This window comes from Erwinia sp. MYb375, assembly GCF_037479175.1.
Taxonomy (GTDB): domain Bacteria; phylum Pseudomonadota; class Gammaproteobacteria; order Enterobacterales; family Enterobacteriaceae; genus Erwinia; species Erwinia rhapontici.
In genome coordinates this window covers 1,010,981-1,028,908 of record NZ_JBBGZS010000023.1, presented here as the reverse complement: position 1 = coordinate 1,028,908, position 17,928 = coordinate 1,010,981, and the positions used below count along the sequence as shown (strand labels likewise).

The following is a 17,928-nucleotide window of genomic DNA, read 5'->3' as shown; positions in this document are numbered from 1 at the left end:
ACGGAGGCTAATCAGGGCATGAACACTCTTTTTAAAAGCACCATCATTGCGGGCCTGTTTATCGCAGGCAATGTTTTTGCGGCTGACAATATTACACGTGCCGATCAAATCCCGCAGTTACATCAGGAAGCACAACATGCCACTGTCAGTGAGCGTGTCACCTCCCGTTTCACCCGTTCCCATTATCGCCAGTTCGATCTCGACAAAGATTTTTCCGTTAAAATCTTTGAGCGCTATCTGAACTTGCTCGACTACAGCCACAATGTGTTGCTGGAGTCGGATATCACGCAATATGCGGACAAGAAAACAACGCTGGGCGACGAGTTAAAAACCGGCCAGCTTTCGGCGTTTTATGATCTGTATAACCTGGCACAGAAACGCCGTTTTGAACGTTATCAGTACGCACTCTCCGTGCTGAATAAGCCGATGGTTTTCACCGGTAATGACACCATTGATATCGACCGCAGCAAAGCGCCATGGCCTAAAAGCACCGCAGAGCTCAACGCCCTGTGGGACGCGAAGGTCAAATATGATGAGCTGAGCCTCAAGCTGGCCGGTAAAGATGAGAAAGAGATCCGTGAAGTTCTCACTAAACGTTATCAGTTCGCAGTGCGCCGCCTGGCGCAGAGCAACAGCGAAGACGTTTTCCAGCTGGCAATGACGGCGTTCGCGCACGAAATTGATCCGCACACCAACTACCTCTCTCCACGTAACACTGAGCAGTTCAATACCGAAATGAGTCTGTCTCTGGAAGGTATTGGTGCGGTGCTGCAAATGGATGATGACTACACCGTGATCAATTCCATGGTGGCGGGTGGCCCTGCTGCTAAAAGCAAAACGATCACCGTTGGCGATCGTATTGTCGGTGTTGGCCAGCCAGGTAAGCCAGTTGTCGATGTGATCGGCTGGCGTCTGGACGATGTGGTTGCGCAGATTAAAGGACCAAAAGGCAGCAAAGTGCGCCTGGAAATCCTGCCTGCCGGTAAAGGAACCAAAACCCGTACCGTCACGCTGACGCGTGAGAAAATCCGTCTGGAAGATCGCGCGGTGAAAATGACCGTGCATAACGTTGGCAAACAGAAAGTCGGCGTGCTGGATATCCCCGGCTTCTATGTGGGTCTGACCGATGACGTGAAAGTGCAGTTGCAGAAACTGCAAAAGCAGAATGTTGACAGTATTGTTATCGACCTGCGTACTAACGGCGGTGGGGCACTGACGGAAGCGGTATCGCTTTCTGGTCTGTTTATCCCGGGCGGCCCTGTTGTGCAGGTGCGTGATAATAACGGCAAAATTCGTCAGGATAGCGACAACGACGGTGTGACCTATTACAAAGGTGCGCTGGTGGTGCTGGTTGACCGCTTCAGTGCTTCAGCGTCTGAAATCTTTGCCGCGGCGATGCAGGATTATGGCCGTGCGCTGATTGTCGGTGAACCGACGTTCGGTAAAGGCACCGTGCAGCAGTATCGCTCACTGAACCGTATCTACGATCAGATGTTGCGCCCTGAGTGGCCAGCGTTGGGGTCCGTACAGTACACCATTCAGAAGTTCTATCGTATCAACGGCGGCAGCACACAGCGGAAAGGGGTGACCCCTGATCTGCTGATGCCAACCGGCGTGGAAGCGGTGGAAACCGGCGAGAAGTTTGAGGATAACGCCTTGCCGTGGGACAGCGTTAAAGCGGCGACCTACGTGAAAATGGGTGACCTCAAGCCGCTGGAACCGAAACTGATCCAGCAACATCAGGATCGCATCGCGAAAGATGCAGAGTTCCAGTACATCATCAAAGATATTGCTCGTTTCAATGCGAATAAAGAGAAACGCAATATCATCTCGCTCAATCTGGCCGAGCGTGAAAAAGAGAACCGGGAAGATGATGCGCTGCGTCTGGAACGCATCAATGCGCGTCTGAAAGCAGAAGGCAAAAAGGCCCTGGTAAAACTGGATGATTTGCCGAAAGATTATAAAGAGCCTGACCCGTATCTTGATGAAACGGTGAAGATTGCTGAAGACCTGGCGCAGCTGGAAAAACAGCAGCCGCCAGCGACCCCAGCCGCGGCGAAATAAGCCCAACAGGCACAGCATTCGCTGTGCCTTTTTTATTCCCTCCTGGCGTGGTGCGTAAAAAGTAAGACAAAGTGTAAAGTTATGTCTTTTTAAGCACTTAAAGATTAAGAGTGCTTGAAATGCACAGTATTGACCTTACGATGGTGTTACGCGAATAGCGGAATAACTGAGGAAGAATAAATTTTATGATGCGTATTGCGCTTTTCCTGTTAACCAACCTTGGGGTTATGGTGGTGTTCGGGCTGATCCTCAGCCTGACAGGGATCCAGTCAAGCAGTGTTATGGGCCTGATGATCATGGCGGGTCTGTTTGGCTTCGGCGGTGCGTTTGTCTCACTGCTGATGTCGAAATGGATGGCGTTACGTTCCGTTGGCGGTGAAGTGATTGAACAGCCGCGTAACGAAACCGAACGCTGGCTGATGGAAACCGTAGGCCGCCAGGCACAGCAGGCAGGCATCGCGATGCCGCAGGTGGCTGTGTACCATGCGCCCGATATCAATGCTTTTGCAACGGGTGCGCGTCGTGATGCTTCACTGGTCGCGGTATCAACCGGCCTGTTGCAGAACATGAGCCGTGATGAAGCAGAAGCGGTGCTGGCACATGAAATTAGCCATATCGCTAACGGTGACATGGTCACCATGACGCTGATTCAGGGTATTGTGAACACCTTTGTGATCTTCATCTCGCGTATTTTAGCGCAGCTGGCGGCAGGCTTTATGTCTGGCAACCGCGATGAAGAAGGGGGCAGCAACGGTAACCCGATGGTGTACTTTGTGGTTTCAATGGTACTGGAGTTGGTCTTTGGTATTGTCGCCAGCATCATCACCATGTGGTTCTCACGTCACCGTGAGTTCCATGCGGACGCGGGGGCTGCACGCCTGGCCGGCCGTGAGAAGATGATTGCCGCGCTGCAACGTCTGAAAACCAGTTATGAGCCACAGGAAGCCAGCAGCATGATGGCGTTCTGCATCAACGGGAAGTCTAAGTCGCTGAGTGAGCTGTTTATGTCTCACCCGCCGCTGGACAAACGTATTGAAGCACTGCGTAGTGGTGAGTACCTGAAGTAACCACCCACTCTGCTCAATTAAAAACCCGCCTTCTGGCGGGTTTTTTTATGCTCAAACGTTACGTGGTTGAGTGATGCGCAGGGCGCTGACCAGCGCGGCTACGGTGGCGAAGCTGCCTGCCAGTAGCAGCGAAAGATGAGTACCCTGGGTGGCAAAGAGGTTAAACATCAGTGCCACCAGCGCAGCACCGCTGGCCTGACCCAGCAGTCTTGCCGTACCCAGCATCCCGCTGGCACCCCCGCTACGATGGCGCGGGGCAGAGGAGATAATGGTGTGGTTGTTGGGCGACTGGAACAGACCAAATCCGGCACCGCACAGTATCATGCGCCAGATAATATCGCCGTCAGCCGGGCTGGCAGGCAACAAAGCCAGAGCAAATAACCCGCTGGCAAACATTGCCAGCCCAATAGCGCCTAACAGCCCGGCGTGAACGCGTTCAATCAGCCTGCCAGCAATCGGTGCCATCACCATGGTGGCCAGCGGCCACGGCGTTAGCAGCAGCCCCGTGGCGACCTCGCTCCGCCCCAGTGCGCTTTGCAAAAAGAACGGCAGTGAAACCATCGCCAGCATCTGCGCACAGAAAGAACAGACCGATGTGCCAATTGACAATGCAAAGACCGGGATGCGGAAAAGATCCACCGGCAGCAGCGGAAATGCCATTCTAAGCTGACGGCGAATAAACAGGGTGCCAACAACCAGGAGCAACAACAGCTCTGCCAACAGCAGCCTGCCATCCACCCCCTGGGCGAACCCACTCAGCAGCGAGATAAGCAGGCCGAAGGTGAGGGCGTTCATCACACCGCTGGCGACGTCAAAACGCTGCCCCTGAGACTTCTGCTGATTGTCTGGCAGGAAACGCAGGGCGAGATACAGTGCGGCAATGCCGACCGGGATATTGATCAGAAACAGCCACTGCCAGGAGGCGAAAGACAGTATCGCAGCGGCCACCGTGGGCCCCGCGGCGCTGGAGACGGCGACAATCAGCGAATTAATTCCCATACCGCGCCCGAGGTGGCGCTGAGGATAGATAATGCGTATCAGTGCGGTGTTGACGCTCATCAGCGCTGCGCCGCCGAACCCCTGCAACACGCGGGCGAAGGTTAACATGCTCAGTGAGTCAGAAAGCGCGCAGAATAATGACGTGCAGGTAAACAGCACCAGGCCGCACTGGTAAACGCGGCGATAACCCAGCATATCACCGAGAAAAGAGAGCGACAGCAACGAGACAATAATCGCCAGCTGGTAGGCATTCACAATCCAGATGGACTGTGCCGGGCTGGCATGAAGCTCGCGGGCGATGGTCGGTAGTGCAACGTTGGCAATGGCACCATCAAGCACAGCGACAGTAATGCCGAGCGCAATCGCCACAATGGCCCCGTAGCGTTGGGGTAACGGTAAACCGTCAGTCGGTGATTCAGGCGGCATGGTGATGAAATAGTCAGAGGGGCGAATATCACCATGCTAATGGTTTTTACGATTTTTTCCAGTCTGTAACTGGCTGAAAACTATCACCGGATGTGTCCGTCATCACGCGCAGGTCGTTGCACACTCAGGGTGCGGGCCGTATAATGGAAATAGCGTTCCATTTTTTATAAAACACTTAAAGGTAAAACATGATCAGTGCCGATTCAGATAAACAACCAGACTCCGTCTCTTCGGTCATGAAAGTGTTTGGCATTTTGCAGGCGCTGGGCGAGGAACGTGAAAATGGTATCACCGAGCTTTCACAGCGGGTGATGATGTCGAAAAGTACCGTTTACCGTTTTCTCCAGACCATGAAAACCCTGGGCTACGTCTCACAGGAAGGGGAGTCTGAGAAGTATGCGCTGACCCTTAAACTCTTCGAGCTGGGCGCAAAAGCGTTACAGAATGTCGATCTGATCCGCAGTGCCGATGTGCAGATGCGTGATATTTCGCGCCAGACGAAAGAAACGATCCACCTTGGGGCCCTGGAAGAAGACAGTATTGTTTACATCCATAAGGTGGATTCATTATACAACCTGCGGATGTATTCCCGTATTGGTCGTCGTAATCCACTCCACAGTACGGCAATTGGTAAAGTGTTGCTGGCCTGGCGAGACCGCGCAGAAGTCGAGGAGATTCTGACGGGGGTCGAGTTTACTCGCAGCACGTCAAGGACGCTCGACAGCGCTGCAGCACTGTTACCTGCGCTGGACCAGGTGCGTTCTCAGGGTTTCGGTGAGGATAATGAAGAGCAGGAAGAAGGGCTGCGTTGTATTGCCGTGCCAGTCTTTGATCGCTTTGGCGTGGTGATTGCCGGTCTGAGTATCTCATTCCCGACTATTCGTTTCTCAGAAGAACATAAAAAAGGATACGTCGCGATGCTGCATCAGGCGGCGAAAAACATCTCCGAGCAGATGGGTTACCACGACTATCCTTTTTAATCCTCAACGGGCCAGCAGTGCGCTGGCCCGATTGTCTGTCAGTTGTCGACCACTTCCGAGCTCTTCCTCAGCAGAGGACAGTCTGTCACGCCGATGATCCCGCTATCAGTATGCAGATACTGCGCAATCACCATGCCGCGCGCTGTCAGATACTGGCACTGAAGCCCCATTCCCGCGACATTTTTGTTGCTGCCTGTCAGAACGCCATAGCCTGTCAATAGCATTGCCAGCCAGATGATGACCAGCAGTGCAACGATCCGTAGCAAAAATTTCATGTGTATCCCCTTATTATTGTTCAGGCGGTGTCCTCACTGCCCGCGCTAAGCATAGCACCATGCAGGTTACTGGTACTGAAAACGATAAGAGGATACTGAAAGCGCGGAACATTTCTGTCGCAGTACGTTGAGTATTTTGTGATGCAGCTATCAATTAACGCCCGAGCAGGTAAAATCATCTCGGCGGCGCTAACGTACTTCGGTAGCCCATTTTCAGTTTTGAGGCATGTATGAACGAAATGACGACAGGTGCGATGGATATCGCATCAATGGGTGTGGTGACTGTCCTGGTTATTATTGGGCTGGTCGTCTGGTTTTTTGTTAATCGGGCCAGCGTCAGGGCAAATCAGCAAATTCAGTTGCTGGAAGCGCTGCTGGAAGAGCAGAAAAAACAAAATGTGTTGCTGCGCCGTCTGACCGATTCGGTTGCGGGTAAAGAGCAGGCAGAAAAAACCACGGATACCACTGAGAACAAAGATTTTACCCGTCTGATTCCGGAGCGTTAATTTCATCAAGGAGCCGTCAATGGCCTGGCAGAATCCCTGGTTCGACCCAGAAAAACCTCACCATACCCCGGAGGGGTTTCGTAACCTGGAACCAGACCTGCGTCAGAACGGCGATCTCAGGCGCTGGCGGCAAGAACGTAAGCAGCAGGGATTACCCCGGCCCCCGGCGCAAGGCTATGAACCGTTCATCAGGCAATGGTGGCAGCCCGCCGATCTGAGCGGTGAGCAGGATGCCGTCTGGTGGCTGGGTCATGCCTGCATGCTGCTACGTACCGCCGGACATTATACCCTGATCGATCCGGCGCTCTCCTCACGCGCTTCTCCCCTCAGTTTTTATGGTCCACAGCGTCAAACACCGCCTGCACTGGCGATTGACGATTTACCCCGGCTGGATGTGGTGCTGATCTCCCACAATCATTACGACCACCTCGATCGTCCAACGATAAAAAAAATTCTCCGTCGTTTTCCGCAGGTCACCTTTGTGGTGCCGCTAGGACTGGAAACGTGGTTTAAGCATCGCGGTGCACGTCAGGTCGTGCCGCTCGACTGGTGGCAGCAGACTCAGGCGTGCGGGTTAACCTTTCACGCAGTGCCTGCACGCCACTGGAGTATGCGTGCGCTGTGGGACCGAAATCGTTCATTGTGGTGCGGCTGGGTCATAAAAAGTCAGACGCTTAATTTCTGGTTTAGCGGCGACAGCGGTTATTGGGAGGGGTTACTGGAGATCCCAAGACGGTTAGGGCCGTTTACACTTGCTGCCTTGCCGGTCGGTGCTTATGCACCAAAATGGTTCATGCAGTCTCAGCATATGGACCCTGACCAGGCCGTCTCGCTCCATCAGGCAATAGGTGAGCCTGTGACGATCCCGATCCACTGGGGGGTATTTGAGCTTGCCGATGAATCACTGGATGAACCCCCTCAGGTACTGGAGCAGGCAATGCTGTCCGCAGGGCTGGATTTGACCCGTTTTAAGCCGTGGATAATCGGGGGTAAAATGCTGCTGGATAATATCGATTCGGATTGACCTTAACCCTGTTTTCTTATATCGCAGTGAAAATTAAGAACCCGGATCTAATAATGCAAATAGAGTGATTTGATTGTGATAATACGCGGGGTCAGATCAATGCTTTTAAATGGGGCAATGCGTTAGCGACTTTCATGATTTTGGTGCAATACAAATATACACTGGCGCTAATGCCGGATTTTTGTACAATTCGAGTTGGCCTTACCCCAGTTATTCTGTGTTTATCAACGATATCTTTCGTCAATGCTTTGCCATATTTATGCAATAATTTTCGCGCAAAATATCAGGTTTACGCAGTATCAGCATAGACTTCATGCCATCTGCGGTTTAAAATATCGTTCAGCCTGAGCAGGCAGTAAAAGGGGTCAGCAGGGGGCTGGTGTGTTCATCGTTGATGAAGCGTCATGCATGTACGTGCAATCTGTATCAGCTATCGTTTCAAATGTGTGCGACATCACTATCTCTGTTTAAAAATGACTTGCCATTAATTAACGGATATGTGATAAAACATTCGGGTAAAACGAGGTACAGTTCTGTTTATGTATGGCATCTTCAGTAAAGAAGTTCTGAGTAAAGACGTTGACGTTGAATTCCACTTCCTTGCCGATCTTTAATTTAGTGCCTCATGCAGTTATGTCTCTGGTTTTTCTGTAAGTAAAGCCCACGGGCGAATAAACACTCTAAGGAATTTGCAAAATGGCAAAGATTAAAGGTCAGGTTAAGTGGTTCAACGAGTCTAAAGGTTTTGGTTTCATCACTCCTGCTGACGGCAGCAAAGATGTATTCGTACATTTCTCTGCAATCCAGGGTAATGGCTTCAAAACTCTGGCTGAAGGCCAGAACGTTGAGTTCGAAATCCAGGACGGCCAGAAAGGCCCTGCTGCTGTGAACGTCACCGCTATCTAATTTTCGATCTGAGCCTGTCATTGCCGCCCTGCGTGTAATCCAGGCTGAAATCTGAATACTAAAGCCTCGTCAGAAATGACGGGGCTTTTTTGCATCATTGTCTGCGGGATTTTCATCGGGCTTTGCAGTAAACTGCCGCGTCATCTGTTTATGGAGTGTTGTTATGTCGTACCAGTGTCCTCTTTGCCAGCAACCGCTGCTGTTGAATCAGCGCGTTTACAGCTGCTTAAATCATCATCAGTTTGATCAGGCGAAAGAAGGCTATGTCAATTTGTTGCCGGTACAGCATAAACGCTCCAAACAACCCGGTGACAGCGCGGACATGATGCAGGCAAGACGTCACTTCCTGGATGCCGGGCACTACCAGCCGCTGCAACAACAGGTCTGTGATTTACTGGTGCGTGTTTTGCCACAGCCGCCTGTCAGCGTGCTGGATATTGGCTGTGGGGAGGGGTATTACACCCATGAAGTGGCCAACCGCCTGGAAGCGCAGGGGGAGGCGAAAGTCTACGGTCTTGATGTGGCGAAGATTGCCGTTCGTGCCGGGGCAAAGCGTTATGGCAACGTTGAGTTCTGCGTGGCTTCCAGCCATCGTCTGCCGTTCAGTGATAATCAGTTTGATGCCGTGCTGCGCATCTACGCACCCTGCAAGGCTGAGGAGTTGGCACGCGTAGTCAGACCTCAGGGCTATGTGTTGACAGTGACGCCCGGTCCACGCCATCTGATGCAGTTTAAAGCGCTGATTTACCAGGATGTGCAGTTGCACGACACCACGCCTGAAGAGATGCCTGGCTTTACGCTGGTTGAAGAGCAGCAGCTAAGCTACCCCATGACATTGAACAGCGAAGAGTCTGGCGCACTGTTGCAGATGACGCCTTTCGCCTGGCGTGCGCGCCCTGAAGTGTGGGGCATTCTGGCCACCACCGAACAGTTCTCCTGTGAGACCGACTTCACCCTGCGTCTGTGGCAGCGCGACAGCGCTTCTGCCATCGCGATGGACGTTAGCGACTCTCCAGCATAACCTGATAAATCTTCTCCAGATCATCGAGCTGACGCACATGGATCAGTAAACGACGGTTTTCCAGTGCAATCACCAGCACGCCATCTTCAGACAGGTTGATGGCGCTGATACGCCCCCAGGGGATAAAAACGTTAGCGTAGAAAAAGCCATGCTGTTTAAGCAGCAGCTTCGGTGCGCGAATCCAGAATAACCACGCCGTCAACGCACCCAGCGCCATGAGCAACAGCGTGGTGAGCTGCGGACCCTGGTCACTCACATTCTTGTACAAGAGAATACCCAGCAGGACGATGAAAATCAGGCTGTCGAGCTTATTACGCCGTTGCAACAGGACTTTCAGCCGTGTTGGGCCCTGCAAACGGTCCATGATGAGTTCGTCGTAAAGCCCATAAAGAAAAATCAAAACAATAAACAGAATAATCAGGTAATCAGTCAAAAACATATCAGCGTCCAAAAAACGGGCCAGACTGTGCTGGCCCCTGAGAGAATATGTGATGAACTCGTCATACTTCAAGTCCCCAGGAGGGGACTTGAATGATGTAGAGTTGAGTTATACGTTGTTAAACGCCCAGCAGGCCGACCCAGTAACCGAAAATACCAATCACGAAGAAGCCCATAATAATCCACAACGCGTTGACTTTGCGACGCAACAGCCACATACACCCGAAGGTCAACAGCAGCGGAATTAAGCCCGGCATCAACTGATCAAGAATGGATTGCACAGTGGTGACCGTGGTTTTTCCGGTCTGGTCGGTGATCCTTGATACCACCAGCGGTACGTTAACGTGGGTCCATTTGTTGACCAGTGCCCCCATCACAAAGAGGCCGAGAATGGACGCCCCCTCAGTCAGTTTTTGCAGGAAGCCGCCGCCCATATCACTGACGATATCCACCCCTTTGCGGTAGCCATAAGCCACGCCGTAATAACGTACCAGTAAACGTACCAGGTTAAACAGTACGAAGAACAGCAGTGGGCCCAGAAGGCTGCCACTCATGGCAATACCCGCACCCAGTGCCGCAAATACCGGGCGCACGGTTCCCCAGAAGATCGGGTCGCCCACGCCGGCCAGCGGCCCCATCAGACCTACCTTGATACCGTTAATCGCCGCATCATCGATGGCGGCACCGTTCGCACGCTGCTCTTCCATCGCCATCGTTACGCCGAGCACGGGGGCAGCAACGTAAGGATGGGTATTAAAGAATTCCAGATGGCGTTTGATCGCCTGTTTACGGTCGTCGTTGTTGTCCGGATACAGACGGCGGATCACCGGGACCATGGAATAACAGAATCCCAGTGCCTGCATACGTTCGAAGTTCCACGAACCCTGGAACAGGTTTGAGCGTAAGAACACACCGCGGATGTCGCCTGGTGTTAATTTCTTCTGCGTAGTGGTAGTTGTATCAACCATTTCTCTCACCTTTCCTTAATCGAGTTCGTTATCAAGGTCATTATTCGCCGGGCCTGAGGCCTGCGCACCAGCTACACGGTTATATTTCGGTGCCAGCTGGATATACAGGATGGCCATCACCACACCGATCACGCCCAGTGCAACCAGGTTGAAGCTGGTGAATGCCGCGGTCACGAAACCGAGGTAGAAGAACGGCATCAGATAACCGGCACGCATCATGTTGATCACCATCGCGTAACCGACGACCACGATCATGCCACCGGCAATATTCAGGCCGTTAGTGACCACGTCTGGGATCGAGTTCAGCAGTTCCTGCACGATGTGGGTACCCACAGAGACGCCAACAATCAGTGCCGGGATGGCGATACGCATAGCCTGTAAGACCAGCGCGGAAACGTGAATCCATGAGATAGCGGTTAAATTACCTTTTTCGGCAGCTTTATCGGCCGCATGCTGGAAGGCCACGGTGATGGTACGCACAATGATGGTCAACACCTGACCGGCTGCCGCCAGCGGGATAGCAAGGGCAATACCGGCACCCACGCTCTGCCCACCCGCAATAACCAGAATGGTCGAGATGATAGACGCCAGTGCGGCATCCGGGGCCACGGCGGCACCGATGTTCATCCAGCCCAGCGCGATCATTTCCAGCGTACCGCCGATGATAATGCCGGTTTTCATATCGCCGAGAACGGCGCCAATTAACGTACAGGCCACTAATGGCCGGTGGAACTGAAATTCATCGAGGATTGATCCCATACCTGCAATACAGGCTACGATAAAAATCAGAACAATTTGCAGCGTGGTAATCTCCATTACACTTTTCCTCTTTAATGCCAGAACGGAGTTCAACCTGAAACATCAGGCCACGGGCTACTGAGCTATTTTGCCGATCAGGTCCATCATTTTCAGTTTCTGATCGCTGGACACTTTGCGCACTTCCAGTTCGATACCGCGATCGTTCAGCTTTTTAAACGCCTCAATATCTTTCGCATCGACCGAAACGGCATTGTTCACCTGGGTTTTACCCTGACGGAATGCCATACCTCCGATGTTCACTGAGGGGATGGTGACACCTTCTTCGACCAGGCGGACAACGTCGGTGGGATTGGTGAATAACAGCATGACTTTGTCTTTGCCGTATTTCGGGTTATTCCACACACGGATCATCTTAGCGACATCAACCACATGCGCGGTGACACCGGGTGGGGCAACCTGGGTGAGGAGCGTTTTACGGACGTTGTCAGCGGCCACTTCATCACTGACGACAATAATACGTGTGACGTTGGTTTCTTTGGTCCAGCGTGTAGCAACTTGCCCGTGGATCAGGCGGTCATCGATGCGCGCCAGCCCGATTTTCATATGCTCACCGGGCTGAAGAGGAGCCTGCGGAGCGGCAGGGGCTTTCGTTACAGCGGCAGGTGTCGCTTCAGGAATTTTGGCTTTCAGTGCTTTGACGCCCTCGCGTCCGGTTTCAACGGCCAGTGCGACCAGTTCATCGAACGTGGGGTTATCGTCACGTGCCATCAGCACTTCGACCAGCATCGGAATATTGACCCCGGCGACAACGTCATAACCTGGTTTATCGACAACAAGGCGGCTGGCGGCGTTAAACGGGCTGCCTCCCCATGTATCAACCAGAAACAGCACACCCTGCGTACTGTCCATCTCAGCCAGCCGCGCCTGGTATTTCTCCATCAGCGTTTCGGCATTTTCCCCGGGGACAAAGTCGATCCAGCCGACATTTTCCTGTTCCCCTAACAGCATTTCGGCGGTTTTCAGCAGTTGCTCTGCTGCCCAGCCGTGCGTGCCAATCATAATAGCAATAGTCACTTGCTACCTCCTGTATCAGTTGGCAACGGCTTTGTCTGCAAGCCGCGCGAGGTTCACCTGAATCCTGTTGCATCCAGTATGATTGAGGTCCAACTTTTAGTGCAGCGCGGTGAGAATGTATCAGCGCCTTTAAACACACAGCGTAGTAACGGGAATTATTTTAGTACGCGAAAAAATAAATTATGTGACGGTGCTCAGCTATTTAGACGTTAATCGCGATTTCTGGAACGTTGATGAAACATTATCCAGAAATGCGCAGCATGCCGCGGTAGTGTAAGAAATTATTTTGACGCGCATGTTTCACCTGATAGAGTAGGGATCCTTTTTCAATACAGGAGTAACGGGCCTCAGCCCTCCCTATGGACTGTCACCGAAGTCGCTCAATGATGCCGCCGGGCTTTCCGGTACCGCTTTTAACGTCTCCTGACGTAACCGTACATTCCTCTTGTTGTCATCCCTGCTGCACGCTCATTCGAACGTCTGCTGCGTATTGCCGTTCCTTTTTCCGGAGTCTGTCATGGAATTTCTCTTAGACCCCTCAATCTGGGCAGGTCTCTTCACGCTCATCGTTCTTGAGATCGTGCTGGGTATTGATAACCTGGTCTTTATTGCCATCCTCGCCGACAAACTGCCACCGAAGCAGCGCGATAAAGCGCGTCTTATTGGCCTGTCGCTGGCGCTGATTATGCGTCTGGGACTGCTGTCGCTGATTTCATGGATTGTGACGTTAACCACCCCGCTGTTTAGCATTGGCGAGTTCAGCTTCTCCGGACGCGACCTTATTCTGCTGCTCGGGGGACTTTTCCTGTTGTTCAAAGCCACGATGGAACTCCATGAACGGCTGGAAAACCGCGACATGAACGCCGGCGGTAATAAAGGTTATGCCAGTTTCTGGGCGGTGGTAGTGCAGATCGTTATTCTTGATGCCGTGTTCTCGCTTGATGCCGTGATCACAGCGGTCGGGATGGTAAACAATCTGGCGATTATGATGACGGCCGTGGTGATCGCGATGGGTGTGATGTTGCTGGCCTCTAAGCCGCTGACAAACTTCGTCAATGCGCACCCGACGGTAGTGGTGCTGTGTCTGAGCTTCCTGCTGATGATTGGTCTCAGCCTTGTGGCAGAAGGCTTTGGATTCCATATTCCGAAAGGTTATCTGTATGCCGCGATTGGTTTCTCAATCCTGATTGAGCTGTTCAACCAGATTGCACGCCATAACTTTATGCGCCATCAGGAAAGACGACCAATGCGTGAGCGGACGGCTGAGGCGATTCAGCGCCTGATGGGTGGCCGCCGCCAGAGCGAAAATCACAGCAGTGAGAGCAGCGAAGTTGCCGCCATCATGCCGCAGGAAGCGTTTAAAGACGAAGAGCGTTACATGATCAATGGCGTACTGACGCTGGCTTCACGCTCTGTACGCAGCATTATGACGCCACGCGGTGAGATTTCCTGGGTGGATGCAACGCGCCCGATGGACGAAATTCGCCTCCAGCTTCTGGACACGCCGCACAGCTTATTCCCGGTCTGTCGTGGAGAGCTGGATGAAATCATTGGCGTGGTGCGTGCGAAAGAGCTGCTGGTTGCCCTTGATCATGGGATTGATGTCGCCAGCTTTGCCTCGGCAACGCCGCCGATTATCGTCCCGGAGACGCTTGATCCGCTGAATCTGCTGGGCGTGCTGCGCCGCGCCAAAGGCAGCTTCGTGGTGGTGACCAATGAGTTCGGTGTGGTGCAGGGGCTGATTACGCCGCTGGACGTGCTGGAAGCGATTGCGGGTGAATTCCCGGACGAAGATGAAACCCCGGATATTATCGCAGATGGTGATGGCTGGCTGGTGAAAGGCGGTACGGATCTGCACTCACTGCAACAGTTGCTGGATACGCAGGAACTGGTGAGGCCGGAAGACGATCATGCGTCGCTGGCGGGGCTGCTCATTGAGCAGAAAGGGCAGTTACCTAAACCTGGCGAAGTGATTGAGCTGTTGCCGCTGCGCTTCCAGATTATCGAAGCCACCGATTATCGCATAGACCTGGTTCGTGTGACGAAACAGCGCGATGAGCACGACGAAGACGATAACTAAAAAAAGGGTGCCAGGTCTTTACCTGGCACCCCTTAATCATCATGTCACGGGCAGATCCTGCAAAGGTCTGCCCGTTTTCGATCAGGCATCCAGCGTTTCTTCATGATTGACCAGCCAGTCAGGGAAATCCCCTAACGGCATTGGACGAGCATAGAAGTAGCCCTGCAACACATCCACGCCTTTCTCGCGCAGATAAGCGGCCTGTTCGGCGGTTTCCACCCCTTCGGCCACCAGGCTGATGTTCAGCCGTTGGGCCAGCGAGATCACCATATCGGTCACCGTCGCGTTAATCGCATCTGTACCAATCGCCGCCGTGAACACCTTATCGATTTTCAGCACGTCCGGGCTGAGTGTCTTCAGGTAAGAGAGCGAACTGTGCCCCGTACCAAAGTCATCAATAGCCAGTTTGACCCCAATCTTATGCAGATGTGAGACGACACGCTGATCGACAACCGGCAATGAATCACGTTCCGTCAGCTCAACAATAAGCTGAGGTTTCGGGTTCGCCGGCCACCACAGACGCTGTAAATCATCAATAATCGCCCGATCGTGGAAGTGGCTAGCCGCAACGTTGATAGCAATATGAAACGACTTACAGGCGGGCAGATCGGGCAGATGGCGGACCACCTCGCTGATCACAAAGCGGGTCAGCGGGGCAATCAGATTCTGCCGTTCAGCCAGCGGGATAAACACATCCGGGGGTATCCATCCCTGACGGGGATTATGCCAGCGTAACAGCAGTTCAATACCGTCGCAGGCGCCGCTGCGGGCGTTGATCAGCGGTTGACAGTAAACCATAAACTCGCGAGCGGTAATGCCATAGCTGATTTGCCAGGACAAACTCATGCGGTTGGCGGTGGCCAGCCAGACAATGTATCCCATCAGCAAACTTAACAGCAGCGCCAGCGGCAGTTGCGAAGGCACGGTCATTAGCGCCAGTCGGGAAGGGGATGGCCCGAAAAGCGTAATGGAGAACGGGTAACGTAACGACGATTCTTCGTAGCTGACTTCATCTTCCGACGGTACCGCCGTTTCGATCATTGGGTTGCCGTATTAGAGACTCTTCCCGCCCACATTGAAAATGGCGCGCTCTACCCAGGGGAGCGTTGGCTCCAGCAGATAGTTGGTCATCAGCTCAATGTTAATGATCTGAATAATGCCTGAACGGTTATCCAGCGAACGCGGTGTCCAGAAAAGTAATACCGGAGATCCTTTAATCAGGTGCTCATCCACGGCCAGCAGCATACGCTGATTATTCACCGCCAGTTCGGGGTAGTTATCCGTAAAAGGAATATCCGAACTGCCATAAATGCTCGAACAATAAATCCGGTCTTCATCGACCAGTAAAATGGATCTGACCGTCTGTAACGACGCCAGCTTTTCAATCAGTGGGAAACGAATTTCGCCACAGGTGAGCCCTACCAGACCAATGGTGTTATTCGCCGCCACATCCAGTGGCGAAAACATGCGATCAAAACGCTGGATGGCATTATCGGCAAATGTGCGCGACTGCTGCTCTATTCGGCCTTTCTCTTCCATAAAACGGAAGGTTAATGTGAGAATGAGCACCAACGCGGCAACAACCGCAGCGATGAGTAACCGCTTACGGCGAAACTGTCCGAATACTTCCTGGGACATTTGCATCAGTAACCACCCTTAGATCAAGACGCGTATATAGAGAGACCGAACACCAATTATCGGCAACTGAGGCATTAAGTTTAGTCGTGCTGAAGAGAAAAGCTGAATGGCTCTAAAACAGGAACTTACTCTCATAAGACCCGCCAAAACACTTTAGCTATTTCCTGTTGTTGGCGATAGCCGGGCGCTAAACTATTTTTGATGAATGGCGCAAAAAGAAACGCCACCGGGGAGGTGGCGTTGATGAATCAATCACACTGGACTTTTATCGCCAGCCCACCGCGCGATGTCTCGCGGTATTTGGCATTCATGTCCTTGCCCGTCTCGTACATGGTCTCGATCACTTTATCGAGTGAGACGCGTGCTTCGCTGGTACGGCGCATCGCCATACGGGCGGAGTTAATCGCTTTTACCGAGGCAATCGCATTACGTTCAATGCACGGCACCTGAACCTGTCCGGCAACCGGGTCACAGGTCAGCCCCAGATTGTGCTCCATGCCGATTTCCGCCGCGACGCAGACCTGTTCCGGGCTGGCACCCAGTAGTTCTGCCAGACCTGCCGCCGCCATGGAGCAGGCAACGCCCACTTCACCCTGGCAACCGACTTCCGCACCGGAGATAGAGGCGTTCATTTTATACAGAATACCAATGGCGCCGGAAGCCATAAAGTAACGGGTAAAGATTTCCGGAGTTACGGGCTCAATAAAGTGGTCATAGTAAGCCAGTACCGCAGGGACGATGCCGCATGCGCCGTTAGTCGGAGCCGTCACAACACGGCCACCGGCCGCGTTCTCTTCATTCACGGCCAGAGCAAACATATTGACCCAGTCGATGACAATCATCGGGTCGCTGGACATTTTATCAGACGACACCAGCAGGCGGCGCAGCGCAGAAGCACGGCGCGGTACGCGCAGTGGACCAGGCAGCACGCCTTCGGTGTTCAGACCGCGATCGATACATTCACGCATCGTTTGCCAGATATCGGTGAAATAGCGTTCGATATCTGCACGGCTGTGTACGGCCTGTTCGTTCTTCATGATCATGCCGGAGAGCGACAGTCCGGTCATCTGGCAGTGGGCCAGCATCTCTTTGGCTGAGTTGAACGGATAAGGAACGGCGACTTCATTCACCACCGATTTACCGAAATTCTCTTCATCAACGATAAAGCCGCCGCCAACAGAATAGTAGGTTTTGCTGTAGATACGCAGATCACCAGCAAAAGCGTGAATGGTCATGCCATTCTCATGCAGGGACAGGTTATCGCTGCGGAACACCATGCCGCCTTCACGTGGGAAATCAACTTCGTGGGCACCACTGGCCAGCAGCAGGCGCTGGCGTGCTTCGACATCGCGGATAAAAGCAGGAATCGCATCGATATCAACGCTCTCCGGCGATGCGCCAGACAGCCCCATAATGATGGCGATATCCGTATGGTGACCTTTGCCCGTCAGGGACAGAGAACCATAGACATCGACAGCAATACGCGTCACCGAAGAGAGCTGGCGATTGTTCACCAGATCGTCGACGAACTGTTTGCCGGCTTTCATTGGGCCAACCGTATGAGAACTTGACGGGCCAATGCCGATCTTAAACATGTCGAAAACGCTAATCACGTTGTACGCTCCTTGGAGGATTTTTAATCACGCAGTGGGAGAAGAATTCGGGTACCCACAATTTGCGTGAAATATAAATGAAAAAACGCC

The 17,928-nt window shown here is 52.8% G+C and carries 15 protein-coding genes and 2 pseudogenes; 9 read left to right on the top strand and 8 right to left on the bottom strand.

Translation table 11 applies throughout. The features are described from left to right. Positions 1–18 precede the first annotated feature (18 nt). Together prc and htpX are read left to right on the top strand one after the other, a co-directional pair. Entirely contained in the window at positions 19–2,064 is a 2,046-nt protein-coding gene (gene prc, locus WH279_RS17685; protein WP_200642413.1) for a carboxy terminal-processing peptidase, read from the top strand. 185 nt (positions 2,065–2,249) lie between these two features. Continuing rightward, complete coding sequence (gene htpX / locus WH279_RS17680; RefSeq protein WP_133841818.1) at positions 2,250–3,131, top strand: protease HtpX; 882 nt, start codon at positions 2,250–2,252, stop codon at positions 3,129–3,131. A 51-nt stretch (positions 3,132–3,182) separates the two neighbouring features. Here the strand turns inward: htpX and WH279_RS17675 are convergent, their stop codons facing one another. Continuing rightward, positions 3,183–4,556 carry an MFS transporter gene (locus tag WH279_RS17675; RefSeq protein WP_339457882.1) on the bottom strand — a complete coding sequence of 458 codons (1,374 nt, stop codon included), beginning with the start codon at positions 4,554–4,556 and terminating at the stop codon, positions 3,183–3,185. 188 nt (positions 4,557–4,744) lie between these two features. Between WH279_RS17675 and kdgR the strand changes: the two genes are divergently transcribed. Beyond that, a complete protein-coding gene (gene kdgR, locus WH279_RS17670; RefSeq protein WP_133841820.1) occupies positions 4,745–5,536 on the top strand; it encodes a DNA-binding transcriptional regulator KdgR in 792 nt (263 codons plus the stop codon). 38 nt (positions 5,537–5,574) lie between these two features. Here the strand turns inward: kdgR and WH279_RS17665 are convergent, their stop codons facing one another. Beyond that, the gene (locus WH279_RS17665) at positions 5,575–5,811 is read right to left on the bottom strand and encodes a YobH family protein (RefSeq protein ID WP_133841821.1); all 237 of its coding nucleotides are present in this window, start codon (positions 5,809–5,811) and stop codon (positions 5,575–5,577) included. 230 nt (positions 5,812–6,041) lie between these two features. Between WH279_RS17665 and WH279_RS17660 the strand changes: the two genes are divergently transcribed. From WH279_RS17660 to rlmA, 5 genes and pseudogenes are all read left to right on the top strand, one after another. Next, on the top strand, positions 6,042–6,317 hold the full coding sequence (locus WH279_RS17660) for a YebO family protein (protein WP_200642415.1): 276 nt from the start codon (positions 6,042–6,044) through the stop codon (positions 6,315–6,317). Between the two features lie 19 nt (positions 6,318–6,336). Continuing rightward, on the top strand, positions 6,337–7,341 hold the full coding sequence (locus tag WH279_RS17655) for an MBL fold metallo-hydrolase (protein ID WP_339457881.1): 1,005 nt from the start codon (positions 6,337–6,339) through the stop codon (positions 7,339–7,341). A 539-nt stretch (positions 7,342–7,880) separates the two neighbouring features. Further along, a pseudogene (locus WH279_RS17650) lies at positions 7,881–7,949 on the top strand (DUF2627 domain-containing protein); the annotation flags it as partial. Between the two features lie 88 nt (positions 7,950–8,037). Next, positions 8,038–8,247: a transcription antiterminator/RNA stability regulator CspE gene (cspE, locus tag WH279_RS17645; protein WP_001062678.1), complete on the top strand. Its 210-nt coding sequence runs from the start codon at positions 8,038–8,040 to the stop codon at positions 8,245–8,247. A 163-nt stretch (positions 8,248–8,410) separates the two neighbouring features. Beyond that, on the top strand, positions 8,411–9,268 hold the full coding sequence (gene rlmA, locus WH279_RS17640) for a 23S rRNA (guanine(745)-N(1))-methyltransferase (RefSeq protein ID WP_200642417.1): 858 nt from the start codon (positions 8,411–8,413) through the stop codon (positions 9,266–9,268). Here the strand turns inward: rlmA and WH279_RS17635 are convergent. The 4 genes from WH279_RS17635 to manX all read right to left on the bottom strand — a co-directional run bounded on the left by WH279_RS17635 (position 9,249) and on the right by manX (position 12,507). After that, positions 9,249–9,707 carry a DUF986 family protein gene (locus WH279_RS17635; protein WP_339457880.1) on the bottom strand — a complete coding sequence of 153 codons (459 nt, stop codon included), beginning with the start codon at positions 9,705–9,707 and terminating at the stop codon, positions 9,249–9,251. The genes rlmA and WH279_RS17635 overlap by 20 nt on opposite strands. A gap of 118 nt (positions 9,708–9,825) precedes the next feature. Continuing rightward, on the bottom strand, positions 9,826–10,674 hold the full coding sequence (locus WH279_RS17630; protein WP_339457879.1) for a PTS mannose transporter subunit IID: 849 nt from the start codon (positions 10,672–10,674) through the stop codon (positions 9,826–9,828). Between the two features lie 15 nt (positions 10,675–10,689). Continuing rightward, on the bottom strand, positions 10,690–11,490 hold the full coding sequence (locus tag WH279_RS17625) for a PTS mannose/fructose/sorbose transporter subunit IIC (RefSeq protein ID WP_133841827.1): 801 nt from the start codon (positions 11,488–11,490) through the stop codon (positions 10,690–10,692). A gap of 57 nt (positions 11,491–11,547) precedes the next feature. Beyond that, positions 11,548–12,507, bottom strand: coding sequence for a PTS mannose transporter subunit IIAB (gene manX / locus WH279_RS17620; RefSeq protein ID WP_339457878.1), 960 nt, complete (start codon positions 12,505–12,507; stop codon positions 11,548–11,550). 517 nt (positions 12,508–13,024) lie between these two features. Here manX and WH279_RS17615 point away from each other — a divergent pair. After that, complete coding sequence (locus WH279_RS17615) at positions 13,025–14,587, top strand: TerC family protein (RefSeq protein WP_339457877.1); 1,563 nt, start codon at positions 13,025–13,027, stop codon at positions 14,585–14,587. Positions 14,588–14,668: 81 nt separating this feature from the next. Here WH279_RS17615 and WH279_RS17610 read toward each other — a convergent pair. Further along, a pseudogene (locus WH279_RS17610) lies at positions 14,669–16,231 on the bottom strand (EAL domain-containing protein). Between the two features lie 242 nt (positions 16,232–16,473). Further along, positions 16,474–17,838, bottom strand: coding sequence for an L-serine ammonia-lyase (locus WH279_RS17605; RefSeq protein ID WP_339457876.1), 1,365 nt, complete (start codon positions 17,836–17,838; stop codon positions 16,474–16,476). Positions 17,839–17,928 lie beyond the last annotated feature (90 nt).

What these genes read in the sequence shown, in the direction of transcription:
- prc (WP_200642413.1), top strand. Translation starts at nt 19, where the DNA reads ATGAACACTCTTTTTAAAAGCACCATCATTGCGGGCCTGTTTATCGCA.
- htpX (WP_133841818.1), top strand. Translation starts at nt 2,250, where the DNA reads ATGATGCGTATTGCGCTTTTCCTGTTAACCAACCTTGGGGTTATGGTG.
- WH279_RS17675 (WP_339457882.1), bottom strand. Translation starts at nt 4,556, where the DNA reads ATGCCGCCTGAATCACCGACTGACGGTTTACCGTTACCCCAACGCTAC.
- kdgR (WP_133841820.1), top strand. Translation starts at nt 4,745, where the DNA reads ATGATCAGTGCCGATTCAGATAAACAACCAGACTCCGTCTCTTCGGTC.
- WH279_RS17665 (WP_133841821.1), bottom strand. Translation starts at nt 5,811, where the DNA reads ATGAAATTTTTGCTACGGATCGTTGCACTGCTGGTCATCATCTGGCTG.
- WH279_RS17660 (WP_200642415.1), top strand. Translation starts at nt 6,042, where the DNA reads ATGAACGAAATGACGACAGGTGCGATGGATATCGCATCAATGGGTGTG.
- WH279_RS17655 (WP_339457881.1), top strand. Translation starts at nt 6,337, where the DNA reads ATGGCCTGGCAGAATCCCTGGTTCGACCCAGAAAAACCTCACCATACC.
- cspE (WP_001062678.1), top strand. Translation starts at nt 8,038, where the DNA reads ATGGCAAAGATTAAAGGTCAGGTTAAGTGGTTCAACGAGTCTAAAGGT.
- rlmA (WP_200642417.1), top strand. Translation starts at nt 8,411, where the DNA reads ATGTCGTACCAGTGTCCTCTTTGCCAGCAACCGCTGCTGTTGAATCAG.
- WH279_RS17635 (WP_339457880.1), bottom strand. Translation starts at nt 9,707, where the DNA reads ATGTTTTTGACTGATTACCTGATTATTCTGTTTATTGTTTTGATTTTT.
- WH279_RS17630 (WP_339457879.1), bottom strand. Translation starts at nt 10,674, where the DNA reads ATGGTTGATACAACTACCACTACGCAGAAGAAATTAACACCAGGCGAC.
- WH279_RS17625 (WP_133841827.1), bottom strand. Translation starts at nt 11,490, where the DNA reads ATGGAGATTACCACGCTGCAAATTGTTCTGATTTTTATCGTAGCCTGT.
- WH279_RS17615 (WP_339457877.1), top strand. Translation starts at nt 13,025, where the DNA reads ATGGAATTTCTCTTAGACCCCTCAATCTGGGCAGGTCTCTTCACGCTC.